Raw genomic sequence first — 17,720 nt, forward strand, 5'->3', positions numbered from 1 at the left:
AGGACGATCCATGCAAAAACCTCTCACTTTTCTGGCGTCGATAGCGCTTGCCGCGACTTTGACGCTGCCTGCCACCGCTCAGGACGAACCTGGCATCGATACGGTTGTGGCAACTGTTAACGGGACCGATATTACTCTCGGCCACATGATCATCGCACGCGCCACTCTGCCGGAGCAGTATCAGCAGCTCCCGGATGAGGTGCTTTTCACCGGTATCCTGGATCAACTGGTCCAGCAAAGCGCGCTCGCGGACACATTTGACGGCGAACTGCCCGACCGAGTCACCCTTTCCTTGCAGAACGAGGAACGCTCGCTCACCGCAGGCGAAGTGATCGAACAGGTGATGGCCGCCGATGTCGACGAAGCCGAGATCAAAGCCGCGTATGAGGAAACCTATGCCAATCAGGAAGCGGGCGATGAATACAACGCCTCGCATATTCTGGTCGAAACCGAGGAAGAAGCCGCAGCTTTGAAAGTGCAACTGGATGAAGGTGCCGATTTTGCGGAGCTTGCCCGCGAAAAATCCACCGGTCCTTCCGGCCCGAGTGGCGGATCGCTGGGTTGGTTTGGCCCCGGCATGATGGTGCCGTCCTTTGAAGAAGCCGTCGCGGCGATGGAGGCGGGTGCGGTTTCCGATCCAGTCCAGACGCAATTCGGCTGGCATGTGATCAAGCTGAACGAAACCCGCAAGACCGAAGCGCCAGAGCTTGACGCGGTGCGCGAAGAGCTGGAAATGCAGCTGCGTCAGACACGGGTGCAGGCCCGGATCGAAGAGATCACAGCCGAAGCAGACGTGGACCGCAGTGCCTCGGAAGGCATTGATCCGACGTTGATTAAGAACCTCGATTGGCTGGAGTAACCTCGTTGGGTCAAGTCATCAAAGTATCCCCGCTGGCACCTGTTGCGTTTCCTGAACTGCCGGTCATTGACGGCGTGCGTTTTGCCACGGCGTCAGCCGGCGTAAAGTATCAGGGGCGCACAGATGTCATGCTCACCCTGCTTGACCCGGGTACCAGCATCGCTGGCGTCTTTACCCGGTCCAAGACGCGGGCCGCGCCGGTGTTGGACTGTCAGGCCAAGATCGGTGGCGCGTCGACAGAGGGTGCCGCGATATTGGTGAACTCAGGCAATGCAAACGCTTTTACCGGACGCAGCGGTGTCGAAGCGGTTGAGGCTATTACTGCCTCCGTTTCTGACATTTGCGGCCTGCCGCAGTCGCGCGTCTTCACCTCTTCGACCGGCGTTATCGGGGAGCCGTTGCCCTTTGATCGGGTGACTTCGGTGATCGCTGATACCTTTGGTCGATTGGAAAGCACCAGCATCGCTGCTGCGGCCAAAGCGATCATGACCACTGACACCTATCCCAAAGGCGCTACCGCGTCTGCTCAGATTGACGGGAAAACTGTCAGCATCGCTGGCATCGCAAAAGGCTCTGGCATGATCGCGCCCGATATGGCGACGATGCTGGTGTATATTTTCACTGACGCTGTGGTCGACCAAAAGGCGCTGCAACAGTTGGTGTCTGAGCAAGCCGACAAAACGTTCAATTGCATCACCGTTGACAGCGATACCTCCACCTCGGACAGTCTGCTCGTTGCGGCCACCGGCGCGTCAGGCGTTGACGCCACTGACAGCACCGCATTCGCAAAGGCTTTGCATGGCGTGATGCTGGATCTCGCGCATCAGGTTGTGCGCGATGGCGAGGGCGCAACCAAGTTTGTTGAGATTGCGGTGACAGGTGCCCAAAGCGATGCAGATGCCAAGACCCACGCTATGGCCATTGCCAATTCACCGCTGATCAAAACCGCGATTGCAGGGCAGGATCCGAACTGGGGTCGTATTGTGATGGCCATTGGCAAGTCCGGTGCAGAAGCGGACCGTGATCGTCTCTCCATCTGCTTCGGTGAGATCGAAGTGGCTAAGGACGGGTGGCGCAGCCCAGACTATTCAGAGGAAGACGCCGCCGCGCATATGAAAAACGCCAATATTCAGATTGGTGTAGATCTGGGACTTGGGAACGGGACAGCTACGGTTTGGACCTGCGATCTGACCCATGGATATATCGAAATCAATGCGGATTATCGGTCTTGAAGACTGTTCTCGTCTCTGCGGTCGCCTTGATTGACGTAGACGGGCGCGTGTTGCTGGGCCAGCGTCCCGAAGGCAAATCCATGGCGGGGCTGTGGGAATTTCCCGGTGGCAAGGTTGAGCAGGGGGAAACGCCGGAAGTCGCGCTGATCCGGGAGTTGGAAGAGGAGTTGGGCATCAACACATGGGCCTCCTGCCTCGCCCCGCTGACCTTTGCCAGCCATTCCTATGATGACTTTCATTTGCTAATGCCCCTCTTCGCCTGCCGAAAGTGGGAAGGCACGCCCATGTCGCGGGAAAACCAAGCGTTGAAGTGGGTACACGCCAGGGATTTGCGGAACTATCCAATGCCAGCCGCTGACATTCCCCTGATTCCGATCATCAGAGATTGGTTATAAAACTGATTAAAATTTGGAACTATTTTCCCGGAAGCGGAAACAATGGGCTGGCTTAGTCACATTTGGTTTACTATGATGCATATACTGTCTGGGGAGAGAGAATATGCTGCGCACTATTACGCTTGGATCCTGTGTGTCCGTTCAGGGCATTTTCGTCAAAGACTTGGCCGATGGCCGGGTCGCTGTCAAAGTTGACGAAACCGTCTATGCCGGGACACCTGTTCGCAAGAACTGATCCTATCGCCAAATAAACAAAAGGGGCCGCATTCGCAGCCCCTTTTTTCATGTCTGACGATCAAAAAGGCGGGCGTTTCCGCCCTGCCCTGATCTTAGCTCAACGTCCGCGTGACTTCTTCGCGCTCGAAAATCTCGATCACGTCATCGGGGCGGATATCGTCGTAGTTCTCGAACGCCATGCCGCATTCCTGACCGGACTGCACCTCTGGTACCTCGTCCTTGAAACGCTTGAGCGTCTTGAGCGTGCCTTCGTGGATCACCACGTTGTCGCGCAGCAGACGTACACCAGCGGACCTGCGCGCCACACCTTCGGTAACCAAGCAACCGGCAACTTTACCAACACCGGTAACCTTGAACACCTCTTTGATGTTCGCGTAGCCGATGAAGGTTTCCTTGATCTCGTTGCTGAGAAGGCCGGAAGCGGCCGCTTTCACATCGTCCACCAGATCGTAGATGACGGAGTAATAGCGAATCTCCACACCCTTCTGGTTCGCAGTGTTCCGCGCAGAGGCATTGGCACGAACGTTAAAGCCCATAATCGGCGCGCCTGACGCTTCGGCCAGACCGACGTCCGTCTCGGTAATGGCACCCACACCGGAGTGCAACACGCGCACGCGCACCTCATCGTTGCCAATTTTCTCCATCGCCTGAACGATGGCTTCGGCCGACCCCTGCACATCTGCTTTGACCAGGATTGGCAGTTCGGAAACGTCCTCATCCGCTTTGGCGTTCGCCATCAACTGTTCAAGCGTTGTCGCCGCACCAGCCGCTGCACGTTTGTCTTTGGCCGCGTTTGCACGGTAATCCGCAATCTCACGCGCCTGCGCTTCGGTGTCTGTTACGTTCAACACATCGCCCGCTTCGGGTGTGCCGTTCAGGCCCAGAACCTCGACCGGAACCGATGGCCCGGCTTCTTTCACGCGGTTGCCCTGATCGTCGATCAGCGCACGGACCTTACCGTACTGCTCACCCACAACAAAGATATCACCCTGACGCAGCGTACCGTTCTGAACCAGAACAGTCGCGACGGGGCCACGGCCCACGTCAAGCTGCGCTTCGATCACGGCACCAACGGCGGCACGGTTCGGGTTCGCCTTGAGTTCAAGCAATTCGGACTGCAACGCAATGGCCTCAAGCAATTCGTCCAGACCTTTGCCTGTGGTTGCCGAAACCTCGACATCCTGCACATCGCCCGACATCTTTTCGACGATAACTTCGTGCTGCAAAAGGTCAGTCCGCACCTTGTCGGCGTTGGCCGCTGGCTTGTCGATCTTGTTGATCGCCACGATCATCGGCACCTCGGCCGCCTTGGCGTGGGCAATCGCCTCAATCGTCTGGGGCATCACAGCGTCATCCGCCGCAACCACCAGAACAACAATATCCGTTACCTGAGCACCACGAGAGCGCATGGAGGTAAAGGCCGCGTGGCCGGGTGTATCGAGGAACGACAAGATCTGGCCGCCATCGGTTTTCACCTGATAGGCACCGATGTGTTGCGTGATGCCGCCAGCCTCGCCCGCGACAACCTTCGCGTTGCGAATGGCGTCGAGCAGCGATGTCTTACCGTGGTCAACGTGACCCATGATGGTGATCACAGGGGGGCGACCAACCAGATCTTTCGGATCGTCCTCAATCTCTTTGATCACGTCCTCAACATCGGCATCGGAAACGCGCACGACCTTGTGGCCAAATTCCTCGATGATCAGTTCGGCGGTATCGGCGTCGATGGTTTCGTTCTGCGTAACCATCATACCGTTCTGCATCAGTGCTTTAACCACCGCGCCGGTTTTCTCCGCCATGCGCGCGGCCAGCTCTGACACCATGATGGCCGGGGGCAGGTTCACATTGCGAATGATCTTTTCGCGCTCGACCGTGCCGCCCATCGCTTTCTGCCGGGCCCGCTCTTGCTTGCGCTTCATTTGCGCCATGGAACGTTGACGTCCGCCTTCGCGACCGGCAAGCGCCTGGTTCACTGTCAGTTTGCCGGAACGGCGGTCATCGGTGCGGTTCTTTTTGTTGGTCTCCTCGCGGTCACGCTCCGTTTTGCGCGCAGCAGGGCCAGGTGCGGCCTTGTTCGGCGTTGCGCGCGCGGCAACAGGTTCGGCAGGGGCGGCGGCGGCTTGCGCTGCGGCAACGGCTTCCTGCTTTGCACGCTCTTCCTCGTCAGCTTTCGCCTTGAGGCTCTCTTCGCGTTCGCGGTCTGCCTGTTCTTTGGCTTCGATCTCGGCGCGGCGGCGCTCGCGGTCTTCTGCCCGCGCCTTTTCTTCCGCTTCACGCGCGGCTGCTTCTTCGGTCTCACGGGCCTTGGCAGCCTGAACCGCCTTCAACCGGCGCTCCATCTCGGCATCGGTGATGCCGGCGGGACGTTTGGAGGGATCGCCTACGGGTCCGGCACCCGGTCCTGTTGGCTTTTGGCCACCAGGCTTGGGCACCACAACGCGCTTGCGTTTGGTTTCGACCACGACATTCTTGGTCCGCCCGTGGCTAAAGCTTTGCTTTACATTGCCCGGACGTGCGCCGCTGCGCAGACCCAGTGTTTTCTTGCCGTCGGTGTTGCCGTCACTATCGCTCATTTAGCTCGTCTATCCTTTCGACTGGCCCTTGCCAGTCTCGTTTACGCGCACGCCTTTAAGTCGTTGGGCTTCCTCTACAACACGCAGAGTGAGTCCACCAGAGGCGAGCGCCCCATGTATCACAGTTTGGCGTCCGAATGCCAAACCCAATTCATCCGCCGTCAGCCAGCCAATGTATTGACCATAATGCGGCGTGCTCAGTTTCGTTTTGCCGCGCTCAGAACCATCGGTGGCCTGAATAAGAACTTCGGCTTCCTCATTTTGAAGCCAGCTTTTCACTTTCTCGTATCCCGCAACAGCGCGCCCGCCCTTGCGTTGTAGCGAAATCAGATCAACGACGCGCCGTGCCAATTGCTTTTCGACTTCGTCGATCAGGTCGTCCGGCACGTTGACCTGCCGTTTCGCCGCCCGTGTAAACAGCTTTTTCTTAACCGCTTGTTCAAGCGCCGCACGGTCTGCTGCCACATACATGCCCCGACCGGGCAATTTGCCCAGAATATCGGGAAAGACCTGATCATCCGGCCCGATGACAAAGCGGATCAACCCAAATTTAGGTTGCACTTCGCCCGTGGCAATACACTTGCGATCAGGACCGTCCGACCGGTCTTTTGAGGCACCACCGCGACTCATAAGGTACGACCGAGGCCTGAGATCAGGCCTCGACCTCCACTTCTTCTGCGCCATCTTCGTCGGCTGTTTCCGCTTCAAGCTCTGCCGGATCGACCCAACCCAGCATCACGCGGGCTGTCATAATCATATCCTGCGCTTCTTCCAGCGTAATTTCAAAGCTTTCGAGCGATCCGTCATCCTTTACGCGTTCGCCGTCAACAGTGGTCCAACCGCCTGCCAGTTCCCAGTCCGCACAGGTGGCGAAGTCTTCCAGCGTTTTCACGCCATCCTTTGCCAGTGCCTCAAGCATTTGGGGTGTCAGACCTTCAAATTCAACCAGGCTGTCTTCGACACCCATGGCGCGGGCCGCTTCCAGCGCCGCTTTGTTCTGCGCTTCCAGCACATCACGGGCACGGGCCTGCAGTTCGCCAGCGGTGTCTTCGTCGACGCCATCAATGACCAACAGCTCGTCTACCTCGACGTAAGCCACCTCTTCGAGGTTGGTGAAGCCTTCGGAAACCAGAAGCTGGGCAAAGAATTCGTCCAGATCAAGGTTGTCCATGAACAACTTGGTACGCAGTTCAAACTCGGCCTGACGGCGCTGGCTTTCCTGCTCCTCGGTCATGATGTCGATATCAAGGCCGGTCAACTGCGAAGCCAGACGCACGTTCTGGCCACGGCGGCCGATGGCCAACGAAAGCTGCTCTTCCGGCACCACCACTTCGATTTTGCCAGCTTCTTCGTCCAGAACAACCTTGGACACCTCGGCAGGCTGAAGTGCGTTAACCAGGAATGTGGGCTGGTCTTCATTCCACGGGATAATGTCGATCTTTTCACCCTGAAGCTCGTTCACGACGGCTTGCACACGGCTGCCGCGCATACCGACGCAGGCACCGACAGGATCAATTGACCCGTCATAGCTGATGACAGCAATCTTGGCGCGCGAACCTGGGTCGCGGGCAACGGCCTTGATTTCGATAATGCCATCATAAATCTCGGGCACTTCCATCTTGAACAACTCGGCCATGAACTCAGGCGCGGTGCGGCTCAGGAAAATCTGCGGGCCACGCTGCTCGCGTCGCACGTCTTTGATGTAGACGCGGATGCGGTCATTCGGGCGATACGATTCGCGGCCAATCTTTTCGTTGCGACGCAGGATCGCCTCACCGGCACCCACATCAACAATAACGTTGCCGTATTCTTCGCGCTTGACCAGACCGTTGATGATTGTACCGGCGCGATCTTTGAATTCTTCGAACTGGCGATCACGCTCGGCTTCGCGGACCTTTTGCAAAATCACCTGTTTGGCCGATTGCGCGGCGATGCGACCCATCTCTACGGGCGGGACTTCTTCGATGAACTCCTGACCAACTTCCGGCGCATCCATATACTGCTTGGCTTGCTCAACGGTGAATTCCGCCTGATAATTCTCAAGCTCTTCATCCTCGACCACGGTGCGCACCCGCGTAAATGTCGCCCGACCCGTCTTGCGGTCAATCGCAACACGAATGTCCATCTCAGCGCCGTAACGCGACTTTGCCGCACGGGCGAGTGATTCTTCCATCGCCTCGATGACCAGCGCAGGGTCGATCATCTTTTCGCGGGCCACGGCCTCTGCGGTTTGCAAAAGCTCAAGCTGGTTGGCGGATGTAATGGCCATTAGGTTTCTCCCTCTCCGGACTCTTCGGAAATCTCATCAAACTTGGTTTCATCAATCGCACCGGACGCTTTGCGCTGGCGCAGCATTTCTTTGATCAGCTCGTCGGTCAGCACCAGCTTGGCATCGCTCAACCAATCAAACTTGAGCCCGACAGTACCTTCGGCCACATTGATCAGCACTTCGTCACCCTCGATACCCGCCAGCTCACCCTTAAAGCGGCGGCGGCCGTCGATCAGCTCGTCCGTCTCGATCTTGGCTTCATACCCTTCGAACATGTCAAAGTCCTTGAGCCGTGTCAGCGGACGGTCAATGCCGGGGCTGGATACTTCGAGCGTATATTCCTCGATGATCGGATCTTCGACATCCAGGACTGCGCCCAGCGCCTGATTGATCAGGGCCAGATCATCCACTTCGATCCCGCCTTCAGGCTTGTCTGCCATGATCTGGAGAATCGTTTCCTTGCCCGACATTAAACGCACCCGCACCAGCTCATAGCCCATATCCTCGATCACCGGTGTGATGATCTCGGCCATGCGGCGATCAATGGCAGCTTTGGCAATCAGTGTGGTCGAAAGTGGTTGGTCGTCGGTCATAGGTATCTGTCGATTTCCATCAGGCACAAAAAAACGGGCGCGCGGCCCGTGTTCAAGATCGGTGGAGCGTTTGGTGTGGACCCGAACGCGCCGCTGTTGAAAGCCATATACGCAAGGCCGCCGGAAACTACAAGGGGGATCAGGCGAACCACCACCGTTCAGCTGCGCGCAGATTATCCAACGGCCGCAAATGACTGACCTGCGCGGGTTGGGCAACCTCGGCTGAAACAGCCTGCGTAGGGTGCCGGCGATCGGGTTGAAAGCTGATATCCGGCATCCCGGTCAACGCGCCTGCCTCGCGCAGATCGACGGCATCGACCATATATTCGCCCAGGGCCTGACCCCGAACCGTCTCGGACGGGATCGAGGTCAACTCGACCTCATCGAACCATCCGGCGGTGCCATCCTTGTAATGTGCAGCGACCCTCTCGGTCAGCAAGCGCTGGCCCGGCACAAAGGACGCCAGGCGATACAGCCCCGTACCGATGCCTTGGCCCATCGCATGCGCAGCAGAGATGTAAAACTCCGGCTGTGCCAACCGCAAAGGTAGACCGGCATCAGGATGATACAGACTAAACGTCACTTGGTGCGCGCCGGTCGCCCCGACAGTACCATTCTCAAAACCTGCCGCGCTCGCCACGACATCCGCAGCAGTGAACGGCTTACCATCATGAAAAGTCACGTCTTTGCGCAAATCGAACGTCCAGACCGTTGCATCAACAGAAGAGGTCCAGCCAATCGCCAGTTCGGGGCGCAACGTACCGTCCGCCGCAACTTCGGTCAGGGTGTCAAAGACCAACCCCTGCCGGGCCACTTGCATGAACAACCCGTGGCCCTGCCCCCATGTATCCGACCGCGATGCACCCGAAAGCGCCATGCGCAGACGTCCGCCACGCTTTGGCCCCGCAGCAGAGACACCAGTTGCCGCTAACAAAGCCGCCGCTGCCGCGCTGGAGAAAAGAGCCCGCCGATCAAGGATACGCGACCGGCTCATCTTTGCGCGCCAATCTGGTCCATCGCACGCACCAGTTCCGCCGATATGCCTGGCTCGGAAAGCGCGTGCCCGGCATTTCGGACCATCTTTAACGTCCCCGCGGGCCAGCGCTCTGACAGTTCATAGGCGCTGGTGGGCGGGCAGATCATGTCGTACCGCCCCTGCACAATCACGCCGGGGATATGAGCGATGCGCGGCATATGCGCCAAAATCTGTCCGTCGAATTCCAGAAAGCCCGCATTCGTGAAGTAGTGATTCTCAAGCCGTGAAAACGCACGGGCATATTCAGCCGGGCCTTCGTGATTGCCGCCTGTCGAATGGATTGATGCCAGTGCATTTTCCCACGCCGCCCACGCCTTGCCATAGCGCTGTTCTATCGGCAGATCGCCGGAAAACAAACGCCGGTGGTAGGCTTTGATCAGATCGTCATGCTCGTCATCCGGAACAAGCGACGTAAACCGCGCCCAGACCTCGGGCCAGAATTTACCGGCACCACCGCCATAGAACCAGTCCAGCTCGGCCTGCGTCATCAAAAACACACCGCGCAACACCAGATTGCGCACCGCTTCGGGGTGCGTTTGCGCATAGACCAGCGACAGCGTCGCCCCCCAGGATCCGCCAAAGACGACCCACTGCTCAATCCCCAACTCGCGGCGAATCATCTCGATATCCGCGACCAGATGCCATGTCGTGTTGTCCGTCACGCTGGCATGCGGCTTTGACCGGCCACAGCCGCGCTGATCAAACAGAATCACACGAAATTTCGCCGGGTCAAAATACCGTCGCATGGACGGGCTGCACCCGCCACCGGGGCCGCCATGCAGCACAACGACAGGTATCCCATCGGGGTTGCCGCATTGCTCCATATAGACGTGATGCCCCTGCCCAACCGACAGCATCCGCTGATCGAACGGGTCAATCGGCGGATACAGATATTGAACAGCGCGTTTTTGATCGGGATATTTGTCCATCACCGCCCTATATAACGACTGAACAGACAAGAACATAGGGAGCACGAGATGCAAACCGCTCAATCGACAGTCGACGATGGTGAAATTGCCAAGTTCGAGGCGATGGCCGCTGAATGGTGGGATCTGAACGGCAAATTCAAACCGTTGCATATGCTGAACCCCTGTAGGCTCGATTATATCACAAACCAGATTGCGGGCGAATTTGATCGTGACCTGAAAACTGAAAAACCCTTCGCTGGGCTGCGCATCCTCGATATCGGCTGCGGTGGGGGTTTGCTGGCTGAACCGATGGCGCGACTGGGTGCGGATGTGGTTGGTGCGGATGCTGCGGCACGCAATATTCCAGTAGCTCAGGTTCATGCGGAACAGTCAGGCCTCGACATCGATTACCGCCACACAACTGCCGAAGCGATGGCCGAAGCAGGCGAGCAATTCGATGTGGTGCTGAATATGGAGGTGGTCGAGCATGTCGCTTCGCCCATCGACTACCTGCGCGCTTGTCATGATCTCTTGAAGCCCGGTGGCTTGCATGTCTGTTCAACCATCAACCGCAACCCGAAATCCTATGTCTTCGCAATTGTCGGGGCCGAGCAGGTCATGCGCTGGTTGCCCAAGGGCACGCATGAATGGTCAAAATTCATTACACCGGACGAATTGTTCGACCTGATGCGGCAAGCCGGACTTGAACCAGTGGACCGCAAGGGGTTCGTTTTCAATCCGATTGCATGGAGTTGGTCTCTGTCGGACCGGGATCTCAGCGTGAACTATGTGACCGCCAGTTTGCGGCCTAACTCAGCTTCAGCCTGATCTCGCGCAAAATGGGCAGGGCCGCTCGGGCCTGCTCTTCGCCCAGATCCTCGACCACTTGATTGATCATCGGGGTGATCGCCGCAATCGCCGTGTCCCGCGCCAGTTTGCCTGCCGGGCTGATCCCGACCATTTTGCGCCGCGCGTCATCCCAATCGGGGCGAATGTGCACATAGCCCGCCCATTCCAGTTTGGTCAGTGTATTTGTCATCGCGCCACGGGTCACGCCCAGCACTTCGGCCAGCCGCGCCGGAGAGCTTTCCGTCTTTTGCCATGCCAGATGGTTCAGCACGGAAAAATGCGAAATCTCCATACCTTTGGGCAACACGCGGCTAAGCCGTCCACGCATCGAATGATCCGCAGCGAGGATTTCGCTGAAAAGCATAATCGCTAATGTGTTCTTGTCATCACTCATCCGCTCACCACGTCATCGCCTTTTAGGGGCCATGAAACGCGCGTGCATTGGCAAGGCTGGGCACCTTCCCACGCGCTTCGGTGACTTTTTCAAGGTTCAGGTCGAATTTGTAAACGCCTGGCTCGGTCCCCGCGTCCAACAGCACCTCACCCCAGGGATCAACGACCAGCGAATGACCATAGGTATCGCGGGTCTTGTGCATGGCGCTTGCATGGGTGCCGGTTTGCGCTGGTGCGATCACAAAACAACCTGATTCGATGGCGCGGGCCCGCAATAACGCATGCCAATGCGCAACCCCTGTCACGGGCGAAAACGCGGCGGGCACGGTCAAAATTTGCGCGCCCGCCTGCGCCAAGGCCCGATAGAGATGCGAAAACCTGACGTCATAGCAGACGGTCATTCCGATCTTTGCAAAGGTCGTATCCGCCACCACAGCCCGATCGCCGGGGCGGTATCCTTCGCTCTCGCGCCATGTCTCCGTTGCGCTGATCTGCACGTCGAACATGTGTATCTTGTCATACTGCGCGACAATACCACCATCCGGCCCGATCAAAAACGAGCGATTGGCAAACCGCCCGTCCGGATCATCGGTTTTCAAGCCCAGCGATCCGATCAGCAAATGGATTCCGGCCGCCTTTGCCTCCGCGCGCAGGCTGCGCAGGGTGACATCGTCAGCCTGCGATTGCAGCACGTCACGTTGGTGCGCGCGGCTGGTGGAAATGCAGTTGGTCACCTCGGGCGTCAGTACAAACTGCGCACCCTGTGCCACAGCCTCGCGCAGCTTGGTGACCGTTTGCTCGAGATTGGCGGCAGGATCATCCGATACATTCAGCTGCAGGATCGCGCCCTGCATCAGGCGGCCAGCAACGCGTCAAGCTTGCCTGCCCGCTCCAGCGCCTGCAAGTCGTCGCACCCACCTACATGAGTCTCACCGATGAAAATCTGAGGCACGGTACGACCGCCACTCGCCCGCTGGATCATCTCTGGCTTGCGGTCCGGGTTGGCCCAGATGTCGATTTCGGAAAACTCCACGCCCTTGGAACTCAGCAGCCGCTTGGCCGCGTGACAAAAGCCGCAAAGGGGCGATGTATAGATCTCAACCGGTTTCATTGTACGGTCCTTTCAATTTGCTAATTGAAAGCAGACTTAGGTGTCTTTGCCCACCCGCGCCAGTGTTACCACGCAAACAGCGCCTGATCCGGCCTCAAGACAGGCACGGGTACAGGCCGCCAATGTTGCGCCCGATGTCATCACGTCATCCACCAAAAGCACCGGCCGTCCGATCAGCCGATGCCGCCGCCGGGGGTGCACGCGGATGGCCCCATCGACCATCGCGATCCGTTCCCCACGGCCCAGACCATCCAGCGACCTTGTGCGCCGAAAGCGTTGCAGCAGATCAGGGCACATGGGCCTGTCGACGCGTTTGGACAAGGCCTGCGCCAGCAGCGCGGATTGATTATAGCGCCGTTTGATCATGCGCTGCCAATGCAGCGGTACCGGGGCAATCAGCGTGTTCGGCGTCAGTAAATCCTTTACCGCAGTGCCCAGCCACAGCCCCGCGGGATAGGCGATTTCCTGTCGGTCGCCATGTTTCAACGCCAGCACCAATTTGCGCCCCGTATCGCGATAGAGCATCGCCGCGCGCCCGCGCTTCCACGGCGGCGGGTTGGTGATACAGCTGTCACACTGCGCTGCATCCCCGGTATCGGCACCCGGCAGGGGAATGCCGCATCCATCACAGACTGTCCCCCCGATGAACGCCGTGTCGCGCCAGCAAGTGCCGCAGAGGCCAAAATCACCGTCAACTACGGCACCACAGGTCAGGCACCTTGCGGGATAAATGGCGTCCAGCCCTGTTTGAAGTCCGCGTAACAACACCATATGACACCCAGATGAGTAAACAATCCGCGCTGACAGACCACAAAGCCCTGACGCTGCATCGCCGCCGCGTCAAAGCGGATGCGATGTTCCTGCACCACGCTGCCGCCGATGAGGTGCACGATCGTATGGGGATGGTTAACAAGTCGTTTAATTCAGTGGCGGTGGTCACCGGTTTTCCCGATCTATGGTCAAGCGTCCTCCCGCTGGCGCAAGTCTTGGCAGATACCGAAACCCTCGATCTGACCGCAGGCCAGCATGATCTTGTGATCCATGCGATGGCCCTGCATTGGGCCAATGACCCCGTTGGCCAGCTTATCCAATGCCGCCGCGCCATGGCACCTGACGGGCTGTTTCTGTCTGTCGCCTTTGGCGGTCAAACCCTGCATGAATTGCGCGCCTGTCTTGGGCAGGCCGAAGCGGAAGTGACCGGCGGCATGTCTCCGCGTGTGGCCCCCATGGCAGAGCTGCGCGATATGGGCGGCCTGCTACAACGCGCAGGCTTTGCTTTGCCAGTGGCGGACACACAAACGCTGACGGTCGAATATACGGATATGCGGCATCTGATGCGCGATTTGCGGGCAATGGGCGAAACAAACGCGCTGGCCGCCCGCCTGCGACGTCCTACCGCAGGGCGCGTGATGCACCGAGCAGCGGAGCTCTATGCCCAGCATTTTGCAACCGACACACAACGCGTCACTGCAACCTTTGAATTGGTATATTTGACAGGCTGGGCCCCTGCCGACAGCCAGCCCAAACCCTTGCGCCCCGGCTCGGCGCAACAGCGTCTTGCAGATGCACTGCGCACCGAGGAGACAAAACTGCCTGATTGACGCTTTGGCAAAACCCCCTATCTGACGGCAGAGATTTTGGCTAAGGGACCGTGTGATGGATTTTTCGAAGGACCACAAAATGCAAGCTGCGCGACCTGCACATGCCAACGAAGATCATCCTGTCATTCCCAAGCAGCGCGTTGGTGTTCTGGTCGCGAACCTCGGCACGCCTGACAATTACGACTATTGGTCCATGCGCCGGTACCTGGGTGAATTCCTGTCGGATCGACGGGTCATCGATTATTCCCCCTGGTTGTGGCAGCCGTTGTTGCAACTGATCATCCTGACCAAACGTCCCTTCACATCCGGTGCAGCGTACAAATCTATCTGGAACCACGATGAGGGCGAAAGCCCCCTGATGACGATCACCAAAGCCCAGACCGCAAAAATTACCGCGAAGATGAAGCAGCGCTATGGCGATGATGTCATGGTTGATTTCTGCATGCGCTATGGCAACCCGTCCACCAAATCCAAGGTCGAGGCGATGACGAAAGCCGGATGCTCGAAGATCCTGTTTTTCCCGCTCTATCCTCAATATGCCGGGGCCACTTCGGCAACAGCCTGCGACGCGTTTTTTGCCGCGCTGGGCAAAGAAAAATGGCAGCCCATCGCCCGCGTGGTCGAACCCTACTTCGACCGCCCCGACTATATCGAGGCATTGGCCCAAAGCATCGAACGCGCTTTTGCAGCCGCCGACAAGCGCCCGGATATCCTGATCTGCTCCTACCACGGCGTGCCGATCCGCTATCTGATGGAAGGTGATCCCTATCACTGTCAGTGCCAGAAAACGACGCGCCTGCTGAAAGAGCGGCTGGGCTGGAAAGACACCGAGATCATGACGACCTTCCAGTCAAAGTTCGGGCCCGAAGAATGGCTTCAGCCCTACACCGTGGAAGAAGTTGCACGGCAGGCCGAAGCGGGGAATAAGAACATTGCTGTTTGCGCCCCTGCCTTCTCTGCCGATTGCATTGAAACGCTCGAAGAGATCAACGAAGAGATCAAGGAAAGCTTTGAAGAAGCGGGCGGCGAACACTTCACCTATATTCCCTGTCTCAACGATGACGAGATGCACATCGAAGCCCTATCGAACGTCATTTCCGAGAACCTCAAAGGTTGGCTCGACTGACTTAGTGGTTCAGATGTGCGCCGCCAGACTGCTGAGCGCTTTGTTCGCGGTACGGTAGTCACCACTTTCCGCCCGCCGCACCGCAAGATCGCGAATCGCAGCGATTTTTAGTGCGTTGGGATGGTCTGAATGTTCGATCTGGTCGATCTTGGGCGTCATCATTTTGAACATGGTTTCATAGCGTGTCTGTTCTGGTGAAACCTCCGGTTCGGGTGCTGCAGGTGGCTCCGTCGCGCTTTCAGCTGCAACTGGTTCAGCCTCCTGAACGACGTCTTCATCAAGCCCATCTTCATCCGGTAAAGGTGCAACCTCATCGACCAGTTCGACAGTCATCATCAGTTTGAGGATTTTTAGATATTTCTTCAAGTTCTTAGAAAGTCCTGTCGGAACAGTACCTTCGCAACACAGCTTGAGCGTACGACCGTCTACTTCCATCCGCCCTTTGGCGACCTTGGGTGTAGTGCCGTCCGCCTTGGCCTGTCGCCCCAACACTAACGGTTTCACGCGTCGATGTATGACAAAAACAGTCTCGACCGGCTCTTCGCCCATGCAAACAGCAAAGTTCAATGTGCGACTGCGGCCAACCTTAAGCAGGGTTCGGATTTCTTCCTTTTCGCCTTCGGATATCACGTCTGGCCCCCTCGCTGAGTGATCAAAGCGTAGAGAGTTCCCCCATTTCTGGCAACTCTCGCCAAAACGAGCACTCTAAACTGTCAGCTTTCGCTCCGAGCCTAGCTCCTTGATCCGGCTTTCAATCTCTTTAACGGCATCGGTGTGGGCTTTGGTCCATTCGGCGGTCAGCTTTCTGATCTTTTCCATATCCTTGTTGACCATTCCCACCGCGAACATCGCCTTGGTGGGATCGCGACGCAGATGCTTGTCTGCCTCGTCGATAGTTTTCAGTGTGTTGATCAATCGACCCAATGCGGCCTGACGTTTTTCGAATACCGCAAAGGACCGGGGGGTTGCAGCGACGCAGCCTTTCGCATCATCCGAACACTTCGTTGTCATCTGATCCATAATCTGGACTTCGGCCCGATGCATCGCCTGCATGCCGCGCATCTTCTGAATATCGGTCTGGATCAAAGCTCCGGTCTTGGTGATGCGCTGCGCCTCTTTCGCCATCCGCTGCGCTTCCATCGTCACCTTTTTGACCGATAGGGGCATGGAATTAAGCTTGTCCAGCATGGCCTTCAGGGATTTCATTTCGGCGTCGATATCTTTGCCAGGTGTACCAGGCACAAACAGTTCGTCCTTGGGTTCGATCAGATCCGGATCGGGACGCAATTTGCGAAAGGCGGAATTCTTGGGGTGTTTGTAAATCTTGACCCAATCGCCACCGGCAAACCCATAGCCCTTCGCGATCTTCGACAGGTTCTCACCCTTTTTGACGGTATGTTTGATAAAATCCATTTCAGCCTCCGGCCCATAATAATGGTCAGAAGTCTGGAGGACGACCTGCATTCCGGTCAAGTGCCGTAAAATCTTTAAACGCTACCGCAGGCATAAAAAAAGGCGGCACCGAAGTACCGCCCTTTTCTGTTTGTAGTGCCGTTCCGATTAGTCGGAAGCAACAGCCGCAGCAACCAGAGCCAGCAAAAGCAGCGGGATCAGGATACCGGAAGAAGAACCTGTTGCCTCTTCGACAATCACAGGAGCTTCGATCACTGGGTCCGCAAGGGAGCCAGCGAATGCGGTGGATGCAGCAGCTGACAATGCAGCGGCGAGAACGAGCTTTTTCATAGTATAACCTCCAGAAATGGCGTGCTACGCAATTGCGCGCACGCGCCCAAGACTTACCTCGTAATCCTTTCTAAACAGCATATTTAGACGATTGCAAATACGGATTGGACGTTTAGGCCGTACAATCGACGCGATGTCGTCAAATAAGCAACACTTGGGTCCCGACTTTCGCCATCGCGTAAAGCTCTTCAATATGCTCGTTATACAAACCGATGCAGCCGTTCGAAGATTTACGCCCGATCTTGCGCGTATCATGAGTGCCGTGGATCCGGTAATACGTCCAGCTCAGGTGCAGTGAACGCGTGCCCAACGGATTTTCCGGGCCAGGACCGATGAACGGCGGCCAATCAGGATTGCGCTTCAACATCGAGGGCGTGGGCCGCCAGGACGGCTCCGGGTCTTTGAGGATAACCCGTGTCCGGCCCCGGCGCGTCAGATCATCGGTCAGCGGCACGCTGGAGGGATAGAGTTTATAGATGCTCTGATCCTCGGACCAATAATGTACAGCGCGGCTGTCGATATCCACCAAAATCGCACCGTTGCGGGTGTTGTCGAAATAGGGCTGCCAATCCAGCGTGCGGAAGCTAGAGATATTTCGGCGCACAACCTCGTTAAGGTCACGCTCTGTCTGGGTCGTCGCGGCAGAGTTCACAGCGGATGTCGATTGCGCCAGTGCAGGTGCCGCCAGTAGCGCGGCCGAGCCAGCAAGAAAAGCGCGCCGGCTTGGTGTATTGCTTGATTTATGAGCCATTTGAATTCTCCATCAATGGATATTCTGTATCTTATGCTTTGATA

At 57.4% G+C, this 17,720-nt stretch carries 21 protein-coding genes; 7 read left to right on the forward strand and 14 right to left on the reverse strand.

The window, feature by feature from the left end:
• Positions 1-10 precede the first annotated feature (10 nt).
• The 4 genes from Z945_RS0108895 (at position 11) to Z945_RS20950 (ending at position 2,721) form a co-directional block, all read left to right on the forward strand.
• Positions 11-859, forward strand: coding sequence for a peptidylprolyl isomerase (locus Z945_RS0108895; protein ID WP_025051755.1), 849 nt, complete (start codon positions 11-13; stop codon positions 857-859).
• Between the two features lie 5 nt (positions 860-864).
• Positions 865-2,091 (forward strand): bifunctional glutamate N-acetyltransferase/amino-acid acetyltransferase ArgJ, encoded by a 1,227-nt coding sequence (gene argJ / locus Z945_RS0108900; RefSeq protein ID WP_025051756.1) that lies wholly within the window; start codon positions 865-867, stop codon positions 2,089-2,091.
• Positions 2,088-2,486 carry a (deoxy)nucleoside triphosphate pyrophosphohydrolase gene (locus Z945_RS0108905; protein WP_025051757.1) on the forward strand — a complete coding sequence of 133 codons (399 nt, stop codon included), beginning with the start codon at positions 2,088-2,090 and terminating at the stop codon, positions 2,484-2,486. Before argJ ends, Z945_RS0108905 begins: the two co-directional genes overlap by 4 nt.
• Positions 2,487-2,589: 103 nt before the next feature.
• Positions 2,590-2,721 carry a hypothetical protein gene (locus Z945_RS20950; protein WP_277618917.1) on the forward strand — a complete coding sequence of 44 codons (132 nt, stop codon included), beginning with the start codon at positions 2,590-2,592 and terminating at the stop codon, positions 2,719-2,721.
• Positions 2,722-2,815: 94 nt separating this feature from the next.
• Here the strand turns inward: Z945_RS20950 and infB are convergent, their stop codons facing one another.
• From infB to pip, 6 genes are all read right to left on the reverse strand, one after another.
• Complete coding sequence (gene infB / locus Z945_RS0108915) at positions 2,816-5,296, reverse strand: translation initiation factor IF-2 (RefSeq protein WP_025051758.1); 2,481 nt, start codon at positions 5,294-5,296, stop codon at positions 2,816-2,818.
• A gap of 9 nt (positions 5,297-5,305) precedes the next feature.
• Complete coding sequence (locus tag Z945_RS0108920; protein WP_025051759.1) at positions 5,306-5,926, reverse strand: RNA-binding protein; 621 nt, start codon at positions 5,924-5,926, stop codon at positions 5,306-5,308.
• Between the two features lie 22 nt (positions 5,927-5,948).
• Positions 5,949-7,565 carry a transcription termination factor NusA gene (gene nusA, locus Z945_RS0108925; RefSeq protein WP_025051760.1) on the reverse strand — a complete coding sequence of 539 codons (1,617 nt, stop codon included), beginning with the start codon at positions 7,563-7,565 and terminating at the stop codon, positions 5,949-5,951.
• On the reverse strand, positions 7,565-8,158 hold the full coding sequence (rimP, locus tag Z945_RS19555) for a ribosome maturation factor RimP (RefSeq protein WP_037970823.1): 594 nt from the start codon (positions 8,156-8,158) through the stop codon (positions 7,565-7,567). The genes nusA and rimP overlap by 1 nt, the downstream gene beginning before the upstream one ends.
• A gap of 139 nt (positions 8,159-8,297) precedes the next feature.
• A complete protein-coding gene (locus Z945_RS0108935) occupies positions 8,298-9,152 on the reverse strand; it encodes an ABC transporter substrate-binding protein (protein WP_025051761.1) in 855 nt (284 codons plus the stop codon).
• Positions 9,149-10,123, reverse strand: coding sequence for a prolyl aminopeptidase (gene pip / locus Z945_RS0108940; protein WP_025051762.1), 975 nt, complete (start codon positions 10,121-10,123; stop codon positions 9,149-9,151). The genes Z945_RS0108935 and pip overlap by 4 nt, the downstream gene beginning before the upstream one ends.
• Positions 10,124-10,171: 48 nt before the next feature.
• On the opposite strand from pip, the gene ubiG reads away from it, so the two are divergent.
• The gene (gene ubiG, locus Z945_RS0108945; protein ID WP_025051763.1) at positions 10,172-10,930 is read left to right on the forward strand and encodes a bifunctional 2-polyprenyl-6-hydroxyphenol methylase/3-demethylubiquinol 3-O-methyltransferase UbiG; all 759 of its coding nucleotides are present in this window, start codon (positions 10,172-10,174) and stop codon (positions 10,928-10,930) included.
• On the opposite strand, the gene Z945_RS0108950 is transcribed toward ubiG, so the two are convergent.
• Genes Z945_RS0108950 through Z945_RS0108965 form a run of 4 tightly spaced genes read right to left on the reverse strand, consistent with a single transcriptional unit; the run spans position 10,911 to position 13,226 of the window.
• The gene (locus Z945_RS0108950; RefSeq protein ID WP_025051764.1) at positions 10,911-11,345 is read right to left on the reverse strand and encodes a MarR family winged helix-turn-helix transcriptional regulator; all 435 of its coding nucleotides are present in this window, start codon (positions 11,343-11,345) and stop codon (positions 10,911-10,913) included. The genes ubiG and Z945_RS0108950 overlap by 20 nt on opposite strands.
• Before the next feature lie 22 nt (positions 11,346-11,367).
• On the reverse strand, positions 11,368-12,198 hold the full coding sequence (locus tag Z945_RS0108955) for a carbon-nitrogen hydrolase family protein (protein WP_025051765.1): 831 nt from the start codon (positions 12,196-12,198) through the stop codon (positions 11,368-11,370).
• The gene (gene grxC / locus Z945_RS0108960; protein WP_025051766.1) at positions 12,198-12,455 is read right to left on the reverse strand and encodes a glutaredoxin 3; all 258 of its coding nucleotides are present in this window, start codon (positions 12,453-12,455) and stop codon (positions 12,198-12,200) included. Before grxC ends, Z945_RS0108955 begins: the two co-directional genes overlap by 1 nt.
• 36 nt (positions 12,456-12,491) lie before the next feature.
• On the reverse strand, positions 12,492-13,226 hold the full coding sequence (locus Z945_RS0108965; RefSeq protein WP_037970824.1) for a ComF family protein: 735 nt from the start codon (positions 13,224-13,226) through the stop codon (positions 12,492-12,494).
• Between the two features lie 11 nt (positions 13,227-13,237).
• Between Z945_RS0108965 and Z945_RS0108970 the strand changes: the two genes are divergently transcribed.
• Positions 13,238-14,056 (forward strand): methyltransferase domain-containing protein, encoded by an 819-nt coding sequence (locus Z945_RS0108970; RefSeq protein ID WP_025051768.1) that lies wholly within the window; start codon positions 13,238-13,240, stop codon positions 14,054-14,056.
• Between the two features lie 79 nt (positions 14,057-14,135).
• Positions 14,136-15,182 (forward strand): ferrochelatase, encoded by a 1,047-nt coding sequence (gene hemH / locus Z945_RS0108975; RefSeq protein WP_025051769.1) that lies wholly within the window; start codon positions 14,136-14,138, stop codon positions 15,180-15,182.
• A gap of 9 nt (positions 15,183-15,191) precedes the next feature.
• Here the strand turns inward: hemH and Z945_RS0108980 are convergent, their stop codons facing one another.
• The 4 genes from Z945_RS0108980 to Z945_RS0108995 form a co-directional block, all read right to left on the reverse strand.
• On the reverse strand, positions 15,192-15,812 hold the full coding sequence (locus tag Z945_RS0108980) for a hypothetical protein (RefSeq protein ID WP_025051770.1): 621 nt from the start codon (positions 15,810-15,812) through the stop codon (positions 15,192-15,194).
• Between the two features lie 75 nt (positions 15,813-15,887).
• The gene (locus tag Z945_RS0108985) at positions 15,888-16,595 is read right to left on the reverse strand and encodes a LysM peptidoglycan-binding domain-containing protein (protein ID WP_152541095.1); all 708 of its coding nucleotides are present in this window, start codon (positions 16,593-16,595) and stop codon (positions 15,888-15,890) included.
• Between the two features lie 147 nt (positions 16,596-16,742).
• The gene (locus Z945_RS0108990; RefSeq protein WP_025051772.1) at positions 16,743-16,925 is read right to left on the reverse strand and encodes a hypothetical protein; all 183 of its coding nucleotides are present in this window, start codon (positions 16,923-16,925) and stop codon (positions 16,743-16,745) included.
• Positions 16,926-17,064: 139 nt separating this feature from the next.
• Positions 17,065-17,676: a L,D-transpeptidase gene (locus Z945_RS0108995; RefSeq protein ID WP_025051773.1), complete on the reverse strand. Its 612-nt coding sequence runs from the start codon at positions 17,674-17,676 to the stop codon at positions 17,065-17,067.
• Between the last annotated feature and the right edge of the window lie 44 nt (positions 17,677-17,720).

Source organism: Sulfitobacter noctilucae (genome assembly GCF_000622365.1).
GTDB classification, from domain to species: Bacteria; Pseudomonadota; Alphaproteobacteria; order Rhodobacterales; family Rhodobacteraceae; genus Sulfitobacter; species Sulfitobacter noctilucae.